10 protein-coding genes are annotated in these 15,042 nt (G+C 71.5%); 6 read left to right on the forward strand and 4 right to left on the reverse strand.

Features of this window, described 5'->3' with window-relative positions; translation table 11 throughout:
* Positions 1-28: 28 nt before the first annotated feature.
* Complete coding sequence (locus JF597_RS11080) at positions 29-3,340, reverse strand: S8 family serine peptidase (RefSeq protein ID WP_293992413.1); 3,312 nt, start codon at positions 3,338-3,340, stop codon at positions 29-31.
* A 211-nt stretch (positions 3,341-3,551) separates the two neighbouring features.
* Here JF597_RS11080 and JF597_RS11085 point away from each other — a divergent pair, with 211 nt between their 5' ends.
* The 5 genes from JF597_RS11085 to JF597_RS11105 all read left to right on the forward strand — a co-directional run bounded on the left by JF597_RS11085 (position 3,552) and on the right by JF597_RS11105 (position 9,226).
* The gene (locus JF597_RS11085; RefSeq protein ID WP_293992415.1) at positions 3,552-4,016 is read left to right on the forward strand and encodes an NUDIX hydrolase; all 465 of its coding nucleotides are present in this window, start codon (positions 3,552-3,554) and stop codon (positions 4,014-4,016) included.
* 244 nt (positions 4,017-4,260) lie between these two features.
* Entirely contained in the window at positions 4,261-6,036 is a 1,776-nt protein-coding gene (locus JF597_RS11090) for a TIGR03767 family metallophosphoesterase (protein WP_293992417.1), read from the forward strand.
* A 97-nt stretch (positions 6,037-6,133) separates the two neighbouring features.
* Entirely contained in the window at positions 6,134-6,550 is a 417-nt protein-coding gene (locus JF597_RS11095) for a YciI family protein (protein ID WP_293992419.1), read from the forward strand.
* Positions 6,550-7,695, forward strand: coding sequence for a DUF6596 domain-containing protein (locus JF597_RS11100; protein ID WP_293992421.1), 1,146 nt, complete (start codon positions 6,550-6,552; stop codon positions 7,693-7,695). Before JF597_RS11095 ends, JF597_RS11100 begins: the two co-directional genes overlap by 1 nt.
* Before the next feature lie 310 nt (positions 7,696-8,005).
* Positions 8,006-9,226 (forward strand): glycosyltransferase, encoded by a 1,221-nt coding sequence (locus tag JF597_RS11105; protein ID WP_293992563.1) that lies wholly within the window; start codon positions 8,006-8,008, stop codon positions 9,224-9,226.
* Positions 9,227-9,466: 240 nt separating this feature from the next.
* Here JF597_RS11105 and JF597_RS11110 read toward each other — a convergent pair whose 3' ends face one another.
* Both JF597_RS11110 and pepN read right to left on the reverse strand, forming a co-directional pair.
* Complete coding sequence (locus JF597_RS11110) at positions 9,467-10,504, reverse strand: hypothetical protein (RefSeq protein WP_293992423.1); 1,038 nt, start codon at positions 10,502-10,504, stop codon at positions 9,467-9,469.
* A gap of 207 nt (positions 10,505-10,711) precedes the next feature.
* On the reverse strand, positions 10,712-13,297 hold the full coding sequence (gene pepN / locus JF597_RS11115) for an aminopeptidase N (protein ID WP_293992425.1): 2,586 nt from the start codon (positions 13,295-13,297) through the stop codon (positions 10,712-10,714).
* Between the two features lie 148 nt (positions 13,298-13,445).
* Here pepN and JF597_RS11120 point away from each other — a divergent pair, with 148 nt between their 5' ends.
* Positions 13,446-14,108, forward strand: coding sequence for a DsbA family protein (locus JF597_RS11120; protein ID WP_293992428.1), 663 nt, complete (start codon positions 13,446-13,448; stop codon positions 14,106-14,108).
* A gap of 143 nt (positions 14,109-14,251) precedes the next feature.
* Here the strand turns inward: JF597_RS11120 and JF597_RS11125 are convergent, their stop codons facing one another.
* On the reverse strand, positions 14,252-14,899 hold the full coding sequence (locus JF597_RS11125) for a superoxide dismutase (protein ID WP_293992431.1): 648 nt from the start codon (positions 14,897-14,899) through the stop codon (positions 14,252-14,254).
* Positions 14,900-15,042 lie beyond the last annotated feature (143 nt).

Below are 15,042 nucleotides of genomic sequence, written 5' to 3' on the forward strand. Positions count from 1 at the left end.
GGACGCCCGCCCCCGGCACCGGACTTCCCTACTGCGTGACCTTCTCGATCCGCACGCTGCCGACCCCCGCGACCGTGCCGCGCGTGTTGACCAGCTGCACCCGGCCGAAGAACTCACGTCCCTCGGGGGCCGCCGCGGCCGCCGTGACCTGGCCGGCCACCGTGGCCGAGTCGCCCGTGCCGAGCTTGACCGGGGCCGTGCCGTCGACCGTGACGGTGCCGAGCGTGGCGGAGAAGAACACGTCCCGGTAGTCGTAGTCGGTGGATCCGGCCGGGACCGAGTAGCCCACGACCTTGATCGTGTAGGTCCCGGCGGCCGGCGAGGCGAGGGAGACCGCCTCCTCCGAGTCGCCGTCGGCGGACTGCGCGACCTGCTTGCCGGACGCGTCGTACACGGTCAGGTCCAGGTCGGCCGAGGCGTCCGACACGTTGCCGATCGCCACGTCCAGCGAGTTCGCACCCGCCGGCACGGTCACCGTCGTGGTCTGGGTCTCGCCCTCCTTGATGGACGGGCGGGCCGTCTTCGAGGAGCCGAGCGGGCCGCCGACCAGCCTGCCGTCGAGGGCGGCGAACTTGTCGGTCACCTTCCAGGAGGCGGTGACCGGGGTGCCGACCTTCGCCTCGGGCACGGTCACGGTCGCCGGGTCGAAGGCCGCGCCGAGCACGGTGACGCCCAGCTTGTACGGGTTGTCGAGCAGCGGCGAGGTGCGGCGCGCCTCCACCTCGATCTCCCAGACCCCGGCCTGCGGGTCGGCGTACGAACGGACGTCGGGCGTACAGCCGTTGCCGTTCAGGTAATTGTTGTAGCAGTACGGGGTGCCGGTGTTGTCGACCGGAGTGCCGTACGGGTGGATGGCGATGAACCGCGTCTGGCTCTTGTCGGCGAGCCCGCTCATCGCGACCTCGAGGGAGGTGGCGCCCTCGGGCACGGTCACGAAGTACGACGTGGAGCTGTTGCGCTGCACCGAGCCTGACGCCGAGTAGGTGTAGTGGACCGGGTCCGACACCACGACCGTCGTCAGGATCTGCTTGTCGACGCCTTCGGTCCGCGGGTCGTCGACTTCGAGGATCGCGGACTTGATGCCCGGACTCTTCGGCTTGGCCTGCACCTTGACCGTCACCGGCTGGTTCAGCGGCAGCGTCACCTCGTCGGAGCCGAGGATCTTGAAGGTGTGCCCGGCGTTGTTCGCCAGGTGCAGCTCGTGCCGGATCGCCTTGTCCGCGCCGGAGGTACGGGTGATCGTGACGTCGTACGTCTTCTTCTGCCCGGCCTTCAGGCCGCCTTCACGGTCGTAGAGGCCGGTGCCGTAGCCCGGGGTCTTCAGCGCGTAGTCGATCGCGGTGTCGACGGGCGCCTTCACCGTGTAGTCGTGCGCGGTGGCGTGGTCGCGGATGGACTCCCACGCGTCGACGATGTCGATCCGGCCCGCGCCCTCCTCGTACGCCTGAACCCCCTTGATGTGGTGGGCGGTCGAGGTCAGCGCGGTGCGCAGGTCGGCGGGGGAGAGGGCGATGCCCTTCTCCTTGGCGGCGCTCAGCAGCAGCGCGCTCGCGCCCGCCGCCTGCGGGGACGCCATCGAGGTGCCCTGGAGCATCGAGTAGCCGGCCGGGAGGGAGTAGCCCGCCTCGGCGACGGGGGAGCCGGGCAGCCAGGTCTGGGTGGAGTTGATCGCGGCGCCGGGTGCGACCAGCGTCGGCGTGAAGCCGCCGTCCTCGCGCGGGCCGCGCGAGGAGAAGGGCAGCAGCTGGTACTTGGCCGTCACCTGGGAGCCGTAGTTGGCGGCCCAGGTGTCCTTGGAGATGGCCGCGCCGACCGAGACGACCTTGTCGGCCAGCCCCGGGTCGCCGATGGTGTTCGCCCCCGGGCCGGAGTTGCCGGCCGAGATCACCAGCTGCACGCCGTAGGTGTCGATGAGCCGCGTGTACAGCTCGGCACGGGCGTTGTTGCCGTCGTTCAGCGCCGGGAGTCCGCCGATCGACATGTTGACGATGTCGACGCCCCGGTTGGCGACCAGGTCGATCATGCCCTCGGTGAGGGCGACGTTGGTGCAGCCGCCGGTCCAGGTGCAGGCGCGGGAGGAGACGATCTTCGCGCCGGGGGCGGCGCCGTTCATCTTCCCGCCGAACAGGCCGTTGGCGGCGGTGATGCCGGCGACGTGGGTGCCGTGCTCGGACTCGATGACGCCGATGTTGACGAAGTCGGCCGTCTTGCCGACCCAGTCCCCGCCGTACGGGTCCATGGGTACGTCCTTGCGGATCTGCACGACGAACGGCTGCCGCTCGACGACGTCGGTCGCCGGGTTGTCCGTGCCGAAGTAGCCGATCTGGTAGCCGTCCTTGTACGGCTTCATCGGCGTGTCGTCGGAGAAGTCGTTGTTGTTGTTCAGATCGACGGTGACCGTGCCAGCCGCCGGGTCGTACAGCACGCCCCAGCTGTCGGTGGTGTCCCCGTCCCGGTTGGCGTCACCGGCCGCGTCGCCGCCCGTGGTGTACGACTCCTTGAAGGTGCTGATCTCGTACGACCCGGCGGGCGCCGTCCAGGTCCTGCCCCCGTAGGTGAAGCTCGGCCCGGACACGGCCGTGACCATCGGCCGCCAGGTCTGGTCGCTGTCCACGATCGGGTCGGTCGAGGTCACCCAGTCGACGATCTTCCGTTCGCCGGTGGTGGTCTTCTGCAGCGCCGGGTGGCCGAGGTCCACGCCGGAGTCCAGGATGCCGATGGTGATGCCCCGGCCGTCCGCCTTCGGGTGCTCCTTGACGAAGTCGACGGCGCCCGTCTCGAAGGAGGGGTTGTAGGGGTTCTCGGCGGGGGTGTTCTTGTTCGGCCCCGAGTAACCCGAGTAAGCGGACTTCGACTTGGCGGACTTGGCGCCGGTCCCGCTCACCACCGGGTCGTCGAGCTGGATCTCCTGGCGCAGGTCGATCGCGTGCACCGAGGACAGCTTCGCGGCGGCGGCGATGGCCGAGTCCGCCCGCCCGGTGGGGACGGTCGCCCGGACGTAGCCGAGCTTGTCGTACGTACGGCCCACCGAGCCGCCCTTGACCGCGTCCAGCTCCCCGGCGACCTGCTCGGTCTGCCCCGGCGCGGTCGCGATCATCATCGTGACGTTCTTGGCGCCCGCGGCCTTGGCCTCGGCGAGCAGTTCGGCGTCGTCCGAACCGAGCTTGTCATGGGCGGACTTGGCGCCCGGGTCGGCGGACACGGCGGCGGCCGGGGCCGCGGCGGCGGCCAGGGGTATCGGCCCGGCGGCCGCGAGCGCGGCCACGACACCGACGGCGAGGGCTGTCCGGCCCAGGCGTCTGTGGCCCGGTATCGGGTCGTGCTGGGGGCTGAGGGTCATCTGCATCCCTTGTAGGTAAAGGAACGAGCATGGCGTGGCCGGAACTTGGTCAAGTACCGGCGCGTAGGCGCACAGCTTTCCCCAAGGGAACGGTCTTTTGGGAACGTTGACCGAATCGATATGAACGTATGGGGAAAACCCCCTATCTGCGCCCTTGCCGCGCGAGGAAATCCCGTTGGCCGCCGGCCGCCGCGGGCCCTACCGTGCCGACGTGCGCGAGAAGCTCAGGGTGGCGGCCTACGCCGTGTGTGTCCGTGACGGTCAGATCCTCCTTGCCCGGTCCCCGGCCGACGACGGCACGCCCGAGTGGGTCCTGCCCGGCGGCGGCATGGAGCACGGCGAGGACCCCTACGACACCGTCCGCCGCGAGCTCATGGAGGAGACCGGCTACCGCATCGAGGTCACCGGGCTGCTCGGCATCGACTCCCGGCGCCACCGCTTCCCCCGCGCGGGTCTGCGGCGCCCCGCCACCGACCACCACGACGTACGGATCGTCTACACCGGCGAGGTCGTCGGCGGCGAGCTGAGGAACGAGGTGAACGGCTCCACCGACATGGCTGCCTGGCAGGACCTCGACGCCGTACCGTCCCTCCGGCGCGTCCCGCTGGTCGACGTCGCCCTGCGGCTGTGGCGGGAGCGGCCCGCCGCCGGACGGTTTGCACAAGAGCAGTCGTAAGCGCCGGAGACCCTCCCCTACCCCGGCAGATGAACGCGGAGTAGCCGGGCCCCGGCCGCCCGCAATCCGCTCCATGACCGGTCCCCACCTCGGCTGATCCACGTACGGTGATCGGCGCTGCGCGTTGCCGCCGCGTTCACGCGCAGGTCACCCCCGGTGCCAACGATCCACAGTGAGCGGGAAGTTCGCGGAAGCGATCGCCCGCGACCACTGCCGACGCGTTCGTACTCGGGGAGATCGCGCCATGTCGCGCATACGCTCTGTCGCCACCTCCGCGGCCCGCACGGGCCGCGAGGCACTGGAGATCAACCGCCGTACCGTGCTCGCCGCCGCCGGAGCCGTCACGCTCTCCGCGGGCGTCGGCTACGCACTGCGTCCCACCGACAGCGAGGCCGCCCCCGCCGCGGCCGAGGAGCAGCCGGTCGCAGAGGGCCGCAAGGCCGCCGCGGCCCCGCTCGCCCCGTACACCAAGGGCACCACCCTCGCCTCCGTCGCCGCGCCCCGCAACAGCTCCGGCTACCGGCGGCTCGGCGACGGCGCCGGCTGGGCGCGCGTGCTGCGCTCCGACCTGGCCGCCGCCAAGTCCGGCCGGGAGAACCGCCGTACCGCCCTCGCCGCGTTCGTGCAGTTCACCGACCTGCACCTGATGGACGTCCAGCACCCGTTGCGCCTCGAGTACGTACGCGTCCACGACCGGCACGCCTGGCGTCCGCACGAGGCGCTCACCGTGCCCGGCGCGGTCTCGCTCGTCGAGCGGGTCAACGCGCTGCGCGGCGCCCCGGTCACCGGCTCGCCGCTGCACTTCGTGATGACGACCGGCGACAACACCGACAACAACGCCCACTCCGAACTGGAGTGGTTCATGAAGGTGATGAGCGGCGGCCGGATCACCCCCAACACCGGTGACCCCAAGCACTACGAAGGCGTCCAGAACAGCGGGATGAAGCTGTACTGGCAGGCCTCCTCGACCGTCCGCGACCAGGACAAGGCGGTCGGCTTCCCGCACCTCGCGGGCTACCTGGCCGCCGCGATCCGCGAGGTGAAGAGCCCCGGCCTCAACCTGCCCTGGTACTCCACCGTCGGCAACCACGACGCCCTGCCGCTCGGCTGCTACGGCTCGCACGCCGACCCCTACCTCGTCGCGGCCGCGGTCGGCGGCAAGAAGCTGATGTCGGTCACCGACGCCGACGCCAAGAAGCTCCAGGACGCCATCCACAACGCCCAGGACCCCAAGGGCGGCGGCTACCGCGACTTCCTCAAGGCCCACGCCCGGTCGATGCGCTCGGTAACCGCCGACGAGAAGCGCGCCCCCTACACCCCCGCGGACTACCTCAAGGCCCACCTGGACCCCGCCCACCAGGGCCTCGGCCCGGTCGGCCACGGCTACTCGAGCGCCAACGTGGCCGCGGGCACCCAGTACTACGCCTTCCGGATCTCCGACGACGTCATCGGCATCAGCCTCGACACGACGGACGCGGGCGGCCACTACGACGGATCGATCGGGACGGCCCAGCTGAACTGGCTGGAGAAGACCCTGAAGGAGAACAAGGACTCCTACGCCGTCGTCTTCAGCCACCACACCAGCCAGTCGATGACCAACACCCGCCCCGACCCGGCCCACCCCAGCGAGCGCCGCCACACGGGGACCGAGCTGGTCACCCTGCTCAACCGCCACGCCAACGTACTGGCCTGGGTGAACGGGCACATCCACCGCAACCTCATCACCCCGCACAAGGCCTCCAACGGCAACTCCTTCTGGGAGATCACCACCGCCTCGCACGTCGACTACCCGCACCTCGCCCGGATCGTCGAGCTGGTGGACAACAAGGACGGCACGATCTCGCTCTTCACCACCCTGATCGAGTCCGCCGCCCCGCACCGCACCGACTTCTCCGACCTCTCCCAGACCGGCCTCGCCGCCCTCTACCGCGAACTGGCCTTCAACGCCCCCGGCGCGAGCAAGGCCCTCGCCGGCAACACGACGGACCGGAACACGGAGCTGGTCCTGAAGAAGAGCTGAAAGAATCCTCGGCGGCGATGTCGAGAACCCGTGGCCGGCTCCGTCCCAGGGGTGAAGGCGGCCACAATGGGCCGCACCGGCACCGAGGAGAACCACCATGGCCAAGTACCTGCTGCTGAAGCACTACCGCGGCGCCCCGGCCCCCGAGAACTGCGTGCCCATGGACCAGTGGACGCCCGAGGAGATCTCGGCCCACATCCGGTACATGAACGACTTCGCGGCCAGGCTGGAGAAGACCGGGGAGTTCGTCGACGGCCAGGCCCTCGCGCCCGACGGGATGTGGGTCCGCTACGACGGAGAGGGGCGCCCGCCGGTCACCGACGGCCCGTTCGCCGAGACCAAGGACCTCATCGCCGGCTGGATGGTGATCGACGTCGACAGCCAGGAGCGCGCCGTGGAGCTGGCCGGTGAACTGTCGGCGGCCCCCGGGGCCGGCGGGAAGCCGATCCACGAGTGGCTGGAGGTGCGGCCCTTCCTGGCCGCGCCGCCCACCATCGAGGAGTCCTGCCACTGATGGACGAGGTCCTGCTCAGGAGCCTCACCCCGGGCGTGCTCACCGTCCTCGTCCGCCGCGGAGCCGACTTCGCAGCGGCCGAGGACGCCGTGCAGGACGCCCTGGTCGAGGCGATCCGGGTGTGGCCGGCGGATCCGCCGCGGGACCCGAAGGGCTGGCTGGTCACCGTCGCCTGGCGGCGGTTCCTCGACGCGACCCGCGCGGACACCGCCCGCCGCCGGCGCGAGGACCGGGTGGACGAGGAGCCGCCGCCCGGCCCGGTCCCCGCCGCGGACGACACCCTCCACCTCTACTTCCTCTGCGCCCACCCCTCCCTCAGCCCGTCCGCCGCGGTCGCGCTCACCCTGCGCGCCGTCGGCGGCCTCACCACCCGCCAGATCGCCCGGGCCTACCTGGTGCCCGAGGCGACCATGGCGCAGCGGATCAGCCGGGCCAAGCGCACGGTCTCCGGCGTCCGCCTCGACCGGCCCGGCGACGTCGCCACCGTGCTGCGCGTCCTCTACCTGGTCTTCAACGAGGGCTACTCCGGCGACGTCGACCTCGCCGCCGAGGCCGTCCGGCTCACCCGCCAGCTCGCGGCCCGGATCGACCACCCCGAGGCGGCCGGGCTGCTCGCCCTCATGCTGCTCCACCACGCCCGCCGCGCCGCCCGCACCGCGCCCGACGGCAGCCTGGTCCCCCTCGCGGAGCAGGACCGCGGCCGCTGGGACACCCGTCTGATCGCCGAGGGCGTCGGCATCCTCCAGGGCGCCCTCGCCCGCGACCGCCTCGGCGAGTACCAGGCCCAGGCCGCCATCGCCGCCCTGCACGCGGACGCGCCCACCGCCGAGGAGACCGACTGGGTGCAGATCGTCGAGTGGTACGACGAACTCGCCCGCCTGACCGACAGCCCCGTCGTCCGGCTCAACCGCGCGGTCGCCGTGGGGGAGGCCGACGGGCCGCGCGCCGGCCTCGCCGCACTCGCCGAGCTGGACGCCGGCCTGCCCCGGCACACCGCGGCCGCCGCCTACCTGCACGAACGCGACGGCGACACGGCGACCGCCGCACGCCTGTACGCCGAGGCCGCACGCAAGGCCCCGAACCTCGCCGAACGCGACCACCTGACCCGCCGGGCCGCCCGCCTCAACGCCCACCGCGGTTCGTGACATCGTCGCGCGTCCGGAGGCCGCACTTGCCGATTTTTTGCCGTCGGCCGCGCTCGTCCGGAGGGCGCGAGGGAGCCGGATACCTCTGCAGAAGTGCAGGTCAGAGGGGTGACGGCGAGGCAAGTGGAATGATGTTGGCGGTAGCGGCTCCGACGCTGATCCTGTAAACGCAGCCGACTCCGGCCCGAGACACTCCGTTCATCCGAATGAAACGTCCGTACCGCCTCATATCGGCTAACCCGCGGTTCCCGGGGATGGCTCGATCTGGTGCAAGGCTGGTGGTCGTGTGAGCGCTCGGCTCGGACTTCGTGTGCTCTCGGTCTACGAGGGTTTTTTCTCCGGGGGAGCCCGGATCGTGCACAGTGATGTGCTGCTGGGCCTGGTGGAGGGCGGACAGCAGTGGCATCGGGTGCTGAGTCTGCACGGTGAGGTCCACCGAGAAGCCACCACGCAGCGCATGGAGGACGACGCGTGTTACCGGGCCCTTACGGCCGGTGGCATCGAGGTCACCTCCCTCGGCCGCACCGCCGGGCTCGTGGACGGCACCGTCGCGGCGTCGGTTTTCAGCGGCCCCGAGCTGGCCGATACGGCCCGGGCCATGGCCGGCGCGGACGTCATCCTGTCGCTGAAGGAGCAGCCGCTCGCGCTGCTCAACCAGGCCGGGCTGCCCCGCCGCCCCGTCGTCGTCTGCCTGCACCGGTCCGACCCGGAGAACCAGGGCCCGGCGCTGGACGAACTCAAGGCCGCCATCGCGGACGGCACGGTGGTCGCCTGCGTGTGCTGCGCCGAGTCCACCCGGGACGCGTACGAGGCCGCCGGGATCCCCGGCGAGCTGCTGCACGTGATCCCGAACGGCGTCGACCTGCTCCGCTTCCGGCCGGACGCGGCGCTGCGGCTCGCCTTCCGCGACTCCCTCGGCATCCCCGTCACCGCTCCCGACGGCCCCGGCGCCCCCGTTGTCGTATTCGCCGCCCGGTACGCCGGCATGAAGAACGTGCCGCTCTTCCTGCGGGCGGCGCGGGCCTGGCTGGCCCGCGAGGGCGGCGGTCACGTCGTCATGTGCGGGGCCGGGATGACCGAGGACAACCCCGCCCTGTGGGCCGACATCGAGGTGGCCTTCGGTGCCGACCGGGCCGCCCTCGGCGACCGGCTGCACCTGCTCGGCGTACGGCACGACATGGAGACCGTCTACGCCGGCTCCGACGTCGTCGCCCTCACCTCCGCCTCCGGCGAGGCGGCGCCGCTCTGCCTCATCGAGGGCATGATGTGCGGTGCCGTCCCGGTCACGACGGACGTCGGCGACAGCGCCTCGATCGTCGAGGGGCACGGGTTCGTGACGCCCTTCGACCCCGACGCGATCGCCTTCGCCTGGTCGGCGGCGGTGGCCGACCGGGAGCTGTTCGCGCCCGCGCTGGCGGCGAGCCGTGAGCGGTTCAGCCGCACCCGGATGATCGCCGCCTACGCCGACCTGCTCGGCCACGTCGTCGGCGACGTCCGCGACGAACTGCGCCCGGGCGTCGGCGGGCAGTAGCGGCCCGCCGGTGGTCCGGCGGCGTACGTGAGAAGTGGCCGTCGGTCCCCCTCCGAACCGGCGGCCTCTTCTCGTTCCGGGACCTGCGCCGAGGTGCTGCCGCGATGCGCCGTCGTTCGGCTGCCGCGCCGTCGTGGCTGGTCGCGCAGTTCCTCCCCCAGCCTTCGGCCGGGGGTACCCCCAGCGCCTCTTCAGGGCCCCTTCGGGGCCTCTTCGGGGCGCTGTGCCTGGGGGCGTTTTTCAGCGAGGCAGTACCACCACGTGCGCGGCCGGGTCGCGGTCGTCGGCTGCCATCAGGGCCGTGCGGACCACCGCGGCCTGCTGTTCCATCGCGTCGCGGAGCTTCCTCGGGGTGAGGTAGACGACCGTGATGCCGAGGCGTTCCAGGTGCTCCCGCTTGCGGGCGTACTCCGACCACAGGGCGTCCTCGTCCTGGCGCGGTGCGCGCGTGTCCAGTTCGACGGCGACCCCCTGCTCCGGCCAGTAGGCGTCGACGCCGCCCAGGTGGGGGCCGCCCGGCAGCCTCAGGTCCACGTTCCAGACCGGGTCGGGGAGGCCGTACTCCTGGACCATCCGGTAGAGGCGGGCCTCGGCGATGGCCCGGCCCTCGGCGACCAGGGAGTCGACGGCGTCCACCACGTGGGGGCGGGAGAGCAGCTTCGCCTGGGTCAGCTCCCGCACCACCGCCGCGGGTTCGCAGTGGCCGCCGCGCACCGCCTCGGTCAGCAGCCGCCGTACCGCCTCCGCGTCGGTCAGGTCCGCCACCGCGTCCGCGAGGGCACGGGGGACCGGGGCGACCGGGAGGCCCGTCACCTGTACGGGGGTGGGCAGGGCCGGGGTGCGGAGCACGCGCACGTAGGAGGTGGAGCGCAGCCGGCGCAGCCGCGGGACCAGGACGTCCACGTGGTCCAGGGCGAGCAGCGGCGGGGTCGCGGAGAAGCCGTGCAGGGTCAGCGCCGCCAGGCCCGTGATCACCGCGTCCGCGTAGACCGTGCGGTGCGGGGAGTCCGGGGTCGGCTGCGCCGGGACGCCCGGGACCGGTTCGCGCGCCGTGAACAGGAGGGCGCCGTGCAGGCGTTCCTCGCTGGTCGCCGGGCCGGGGTGGAGCAGGACCACGCCGGGCAGCAGTTGCTGCCAGGGCCCGCCGGGCCGGCACTGCTCGGCGATCTCGGTGGCCGCGACGCCGTGCGAGCGGAGCTGGGCCGTCGTCAGCACCCGGCGGTGGACGTCGGACAGGTGGCGCAGGGGGCGGGGGGAGAGCGGGGTGTTGTGGGTCATGGCGTCGGGATTCCCGGGGCCGGCGGGGTCCTTAACCGGTGTTACGCGTTCGTCGAAAAATGCGGACAACACGGTACTAAAGGACGGGTGTTCGGATGCCGAGTAGGGAGCCAAAACCCCTGGTCCGGATGGGTGGGGACCAGGGGTTACGGCCATGATGGAATGAATTGCGTAACGGTCACCCGGAGGCTGACCTTTGGCCAAAGGTCAGCTCGCGGCGGCCTCGTCGGCCAGCGCGTCGCACTCCTGTCCGCGCAACGTCCGTGCCAGGTCGTCCCGGGCCTCCAGGACCAGCCGGCGCAGCGCCGGAGGCGCGTCGGCGTGCGCCGTCAGCCACGCGTCCGTCGCCTCCAGGGTCTGCGGACGGTCCTGGAGGGACGGGTACAGCCCCCGGACCACGTCCATGCCGATCTGGATCGAGCGCTCCTCCCAGATCCCGGCGATGACCTGGAAGTACTTCTCGGCGTAGGGAGCCAGCAGCTCCCGCTGCGAGGGCTGGGCGAAGCCCGCGATCGTCGCCTCCACCAGCGCGTTGGACAGCGCCTGCGACTCCACGACCTGCGCCCACGCCTGCGCCTTCACCGCCGCCGACGGACGGGCGGCGAGGCAGCGCACCTGGTGGCGCCTGCCGGACGCCGTGTCGTCCCGGGCCAGTTCGGCCGCCAGGACCGACTCGTCGGCCAGCCCGTGCGCGGCGAGGGGTTCGAGGAACGCCCAGCGCAGCTCCTGGTCGACGTCCAGACCGTCGATCGCCACCGCCCCCGACAGGAGGTCCTGGAGCAGCCGGAAGTCCGGATCGTCCGCCGCCGTCGAGGCGAAGAACCGCGCCCAGGCCAGCTGGTGCTCGCTGCCCGGCGCCGCCTGCCGCAGCTCCCGCAGGGCGCCCTCGGCGAGCAGCCGCCCGGCCGCCTCGCGCCCCTCGGGCGCCACGTAGTGCACCAGCGCCGACTCCGCCCACGCCTGGAGCATCTGCAGCACGCCGATGTCCGACTCGCGGCTCGCGAACCGCAGCACCAGGCCGACGAACTCCCGGGCGGGCAGCAGCGCGTCCCGGGTCAGGTTCCACAGCGCCGACCAGCACAGCGCGCGGGCCAGCGGGTCGGTGAGCGCGCCGAGGTGGCCGCGCAGGGTCGTCAGCGAGGTCTCGTCGAAGCGGATCTTGCAGTAGGTGAGGTCGTCGTCGTTGACCAGGACCAGCTCCGGGGCCTCGGCACCGGCCAGCTCGGTGATCACCGTACGGGGGCCGTCGACGTCCGCCTCGGCACGCGCGTACCGGACCAGTTCGCCGCCCTCCAGCCGGTACAGGCCGATCGCGACCCGGTGCGGCCGCAGCTCCGGGTGCGACTCGGCGGCCTCCTGCACCACGGCCAGCTCGTCGATCCGGCCGTCGGCGTCCAGCAGCACCTGCGGCGTCAGGGAGTTCACCCCCGCCGTCTGCAGCCACTTCCCGGCCCAGGCGCCCATGTCCCGGCCGCTGGTCTCCGCGAGGACCGACAGCAGGTCGCCGAGGCGCGTGTTGCCGTACGCGTTGCGCTTGAAGTAGCGGCGGGCGCCCTCCAGGAACGCGTCCTGGCCGACGTACGCCACCAGCTGCTTGAGGACGGAGGCGCCCTTGGCGTAGGTGATGCCGTCGAAGTTGAGCTTCGCGTCCTGGAGGTCTCGGATGTCGGCCGTGATCGGATGCGTGGACGGCAGCTGGTCGGCGCGGTACGCCCAGGCCTTGCGGCGGTTGGCGAAGGTGGTCCAGGCGTTCTGGAAACGGGTCGCGCCGACGTTCGCGAAGGTGCCCATGAAGTCCGCGAAGGACTCCTTCAGCCACAGGTCGTCCCACCACACCATGGTGACCAGGTCGCCGAACCACATGTGCGCCATCTCGTGCAGGATCACGTTGGCGCGCGCCTCGTACGACGCCTGCGTCACCTTGCCGCGGAAGATGTACTCCTCCCGGAAGGTCACCAGCCCCGGGTTCTCCATCGCGCCGAGGTTGTACTCGGGCACGAAGGCCTGGTCGTACTTCCCGAACGGGTACGGGTAGTCGAAGTGGTCGTGGAAGAAGTCCAGCCCCTGCTTGGTGACGAGGAAGACGTCGTCGGCGTCGAAGTAGGGGGCGAGGCCCTTGCGGCACATCGCGCCGAGGGGGATCTCCAGGGTCGAGCCGTCCGGCAGGGTGCGGGAGTACGAGTCCGTCACGTAGTGGTAGGGCCCGGCCACCACACACGTGATGTACGTCGAGATCGGCTTCGTCTCCGCGAACCGCCAGACGCCGTCGGCGAGTTCACCCGCCCCGTTGCTCCACACCGTCCACTCCTCGGGCGCCCGCACCTCGAAGCGGAACGGCGCCTTGAGGTCCGGCTGCTCGAAATTGGCGAAGACCCGGCGGGAGTCGGCCGGCTCGTACTGCGTGTAGAGGTAGACCTCGCCGTCCTCGGGGTCGACGAAGCGGTGCAGGCCCTCGCCGGTGCGGGAGTAGGCGCACCGGGCGCCCACCACCAGCTCGTTCTCCGCGGCCAGGTCCTCCAGGGCGATCCGGGTGCCGTCGAAGACCTCCCCGGGGTCGAGGTCCTTGCCGTTGAGGGTCACGGCGGTCACGGCCGGCGCGATCAGGTCGGCGAAGCTCGACGCGCCGGGCTCGTTGCACCGGAAGCGGATCGTGGTCACCGAGCGGAAGGTGCGCGGCTCGTCCTGGCCCTCCCCGACGGCGGACCGTACGTCCAGCGACACGTCGTACCCGTCGACCGACAGCAGGGCGGCCCGCTCCCGGGCCTCGTCACGGGACAGATTCTCACCGGGCACGGGCGGCACTCCTTCGTGTCGATACGCATCGTCGTCAGTGGTCGGGACGGCACCGATCCTCCCACGTGCGCCTGACGGCGGTCGCCCGGGAATGGGGTGGCCGGTGACGGTGTTGCCGCTGGAAAAGGCCCGTATTCCGAGGAGAACCATGTCCGAGACCGCGACCAGCTCCGGCAAGACCCCCGTCGACTTCTGGTTCGACCCGCTGTGCCCCTGGGCCTGGATGACCTCCCGGTGGGTCCTGGAGGTGGAGAAGGTGCGCGACATCGAGGTCCGCTGGCACATCATGAGCCTCGCGGTCCTCAACGAGCCCAAGCTCGACGAGCTGCCCGAGGAGTACCGCGAGCTGCTGGAGACCAAGGCCTGGAAGCCGATCCGCGTGGTCACCGCGGCCTGGCAGAAGCACGGCTCCGACATCCTCGGCCCGCTGTACACCGCGCTCGGCACCCGTATCCACAACAACGGCGAGGGCCCGACCGTGGAGGCCATCGCGGGCGCGCTGGCGGACGTCGGCCTGCCGGCCGACCTGATCGACTACGCCGACCAGGAGGACTTCGAGTTCGACGCCGAGCTGCGCGCCTCCCACAAGGAGGGCATCAACAAGGTCGGCCAGGACGTCGGCACCCCGGTCATCGCGGTCCCCGGCCCCGACGGCGAGCAGATCGCCTTCTTCGGCCCGGTCGTCACCCCCGCCCCCAAGGGCGAGGAGGCGGCCCGCCTGTGGGACGGCACCCTCGCGGTCGCCTCCGTCCCCGGCTTCTACGAGATCAAGCGGACCCGTACCAAGGGCCCCGACTTCAGCAACCTGTAAACGGCACGACGGTCCCGCACGGGCAGCCCCCGCGAGTCACCCCCCAGAGGGGGGACGGACCGCGGGGGCTGCCCTCTTTCCGCCTGCCCCGGTGAACGGTGAGAAGACGATCACGAGGCAGGACGTATCGACGGCTCAGCGCCTCAGGGAGCCGGCAGCAGCACGTCCGTCCGGGACCGCGCCGCCGCGTGGCGGCGCGCCACGTCCTGCCAGTCGACGACCGCCCACATGGCGTCGATGAAGTCGACCTTCTGGTTCCGGTACTGGAGGTAGAAGGCGTGCTCCCAGGCGTCGAAGACCAGGAGCGGGGTGGATCCCTGGCCGACGTTGCCCTGGTGGTCGTAGACCTGCTCCACGATCAGCCGCCCGCTGAGCGGCTCGTGGGCGAGGACGCCCCAGCCGGAGCCCTGGGTGGTGGCCGCCGCCTTGGTCAGCTGCGCCCTGAAGCCCGCGAACGAACCGAAGGACTCGGTGATCGCGTCCGCCAGCTCGCCCACCCCGTCCGCGGCGAGCGGCTCACCGCCGCCGTCCTTCGGGCCGGTCATGTTCTGCCAGTAGATGCTGTGCAGGATGTGGCCGGAGAGGTGGAAGGCCAGGTTCTTCTCCAGGCCGTTGACCGCCCCCCAGCTCTCCTTTTCGCGCGCCTCCGCCAGCTGCTCCAGGGCGTCGTTGGCGCCCTTCACGTACGCGGCGTGGTGCTTGTCGTGGTGCAGTTCGATGATCTCGGGGCTGATCACGGGCGCGAGCGCGGAGTAGTCGTAGGGCAGGTCAGGAAGCGTGTAGACGGGCATGGGCGTGGATCCCCTCCGAACCTCTTATTGCAAAGAGCTTGCAACTACACGTTAGCAACAACAAGCCGGGAGGAGGCAAGAAGCGAGGCCCCCACGTGTCGTCACGTGAGGGCCTCGCGGAAGCGGTCGCGCCGTCAGGGCGC

Source organism: Streptomyces sp., assembly GCF_019510245.1.
Taxonomy (GTDB): domain Bacteria; phylum Actinomycetota; class Actinomycetes; order Streptomycetales; family Streptomycetaceae; genus Streptomyces.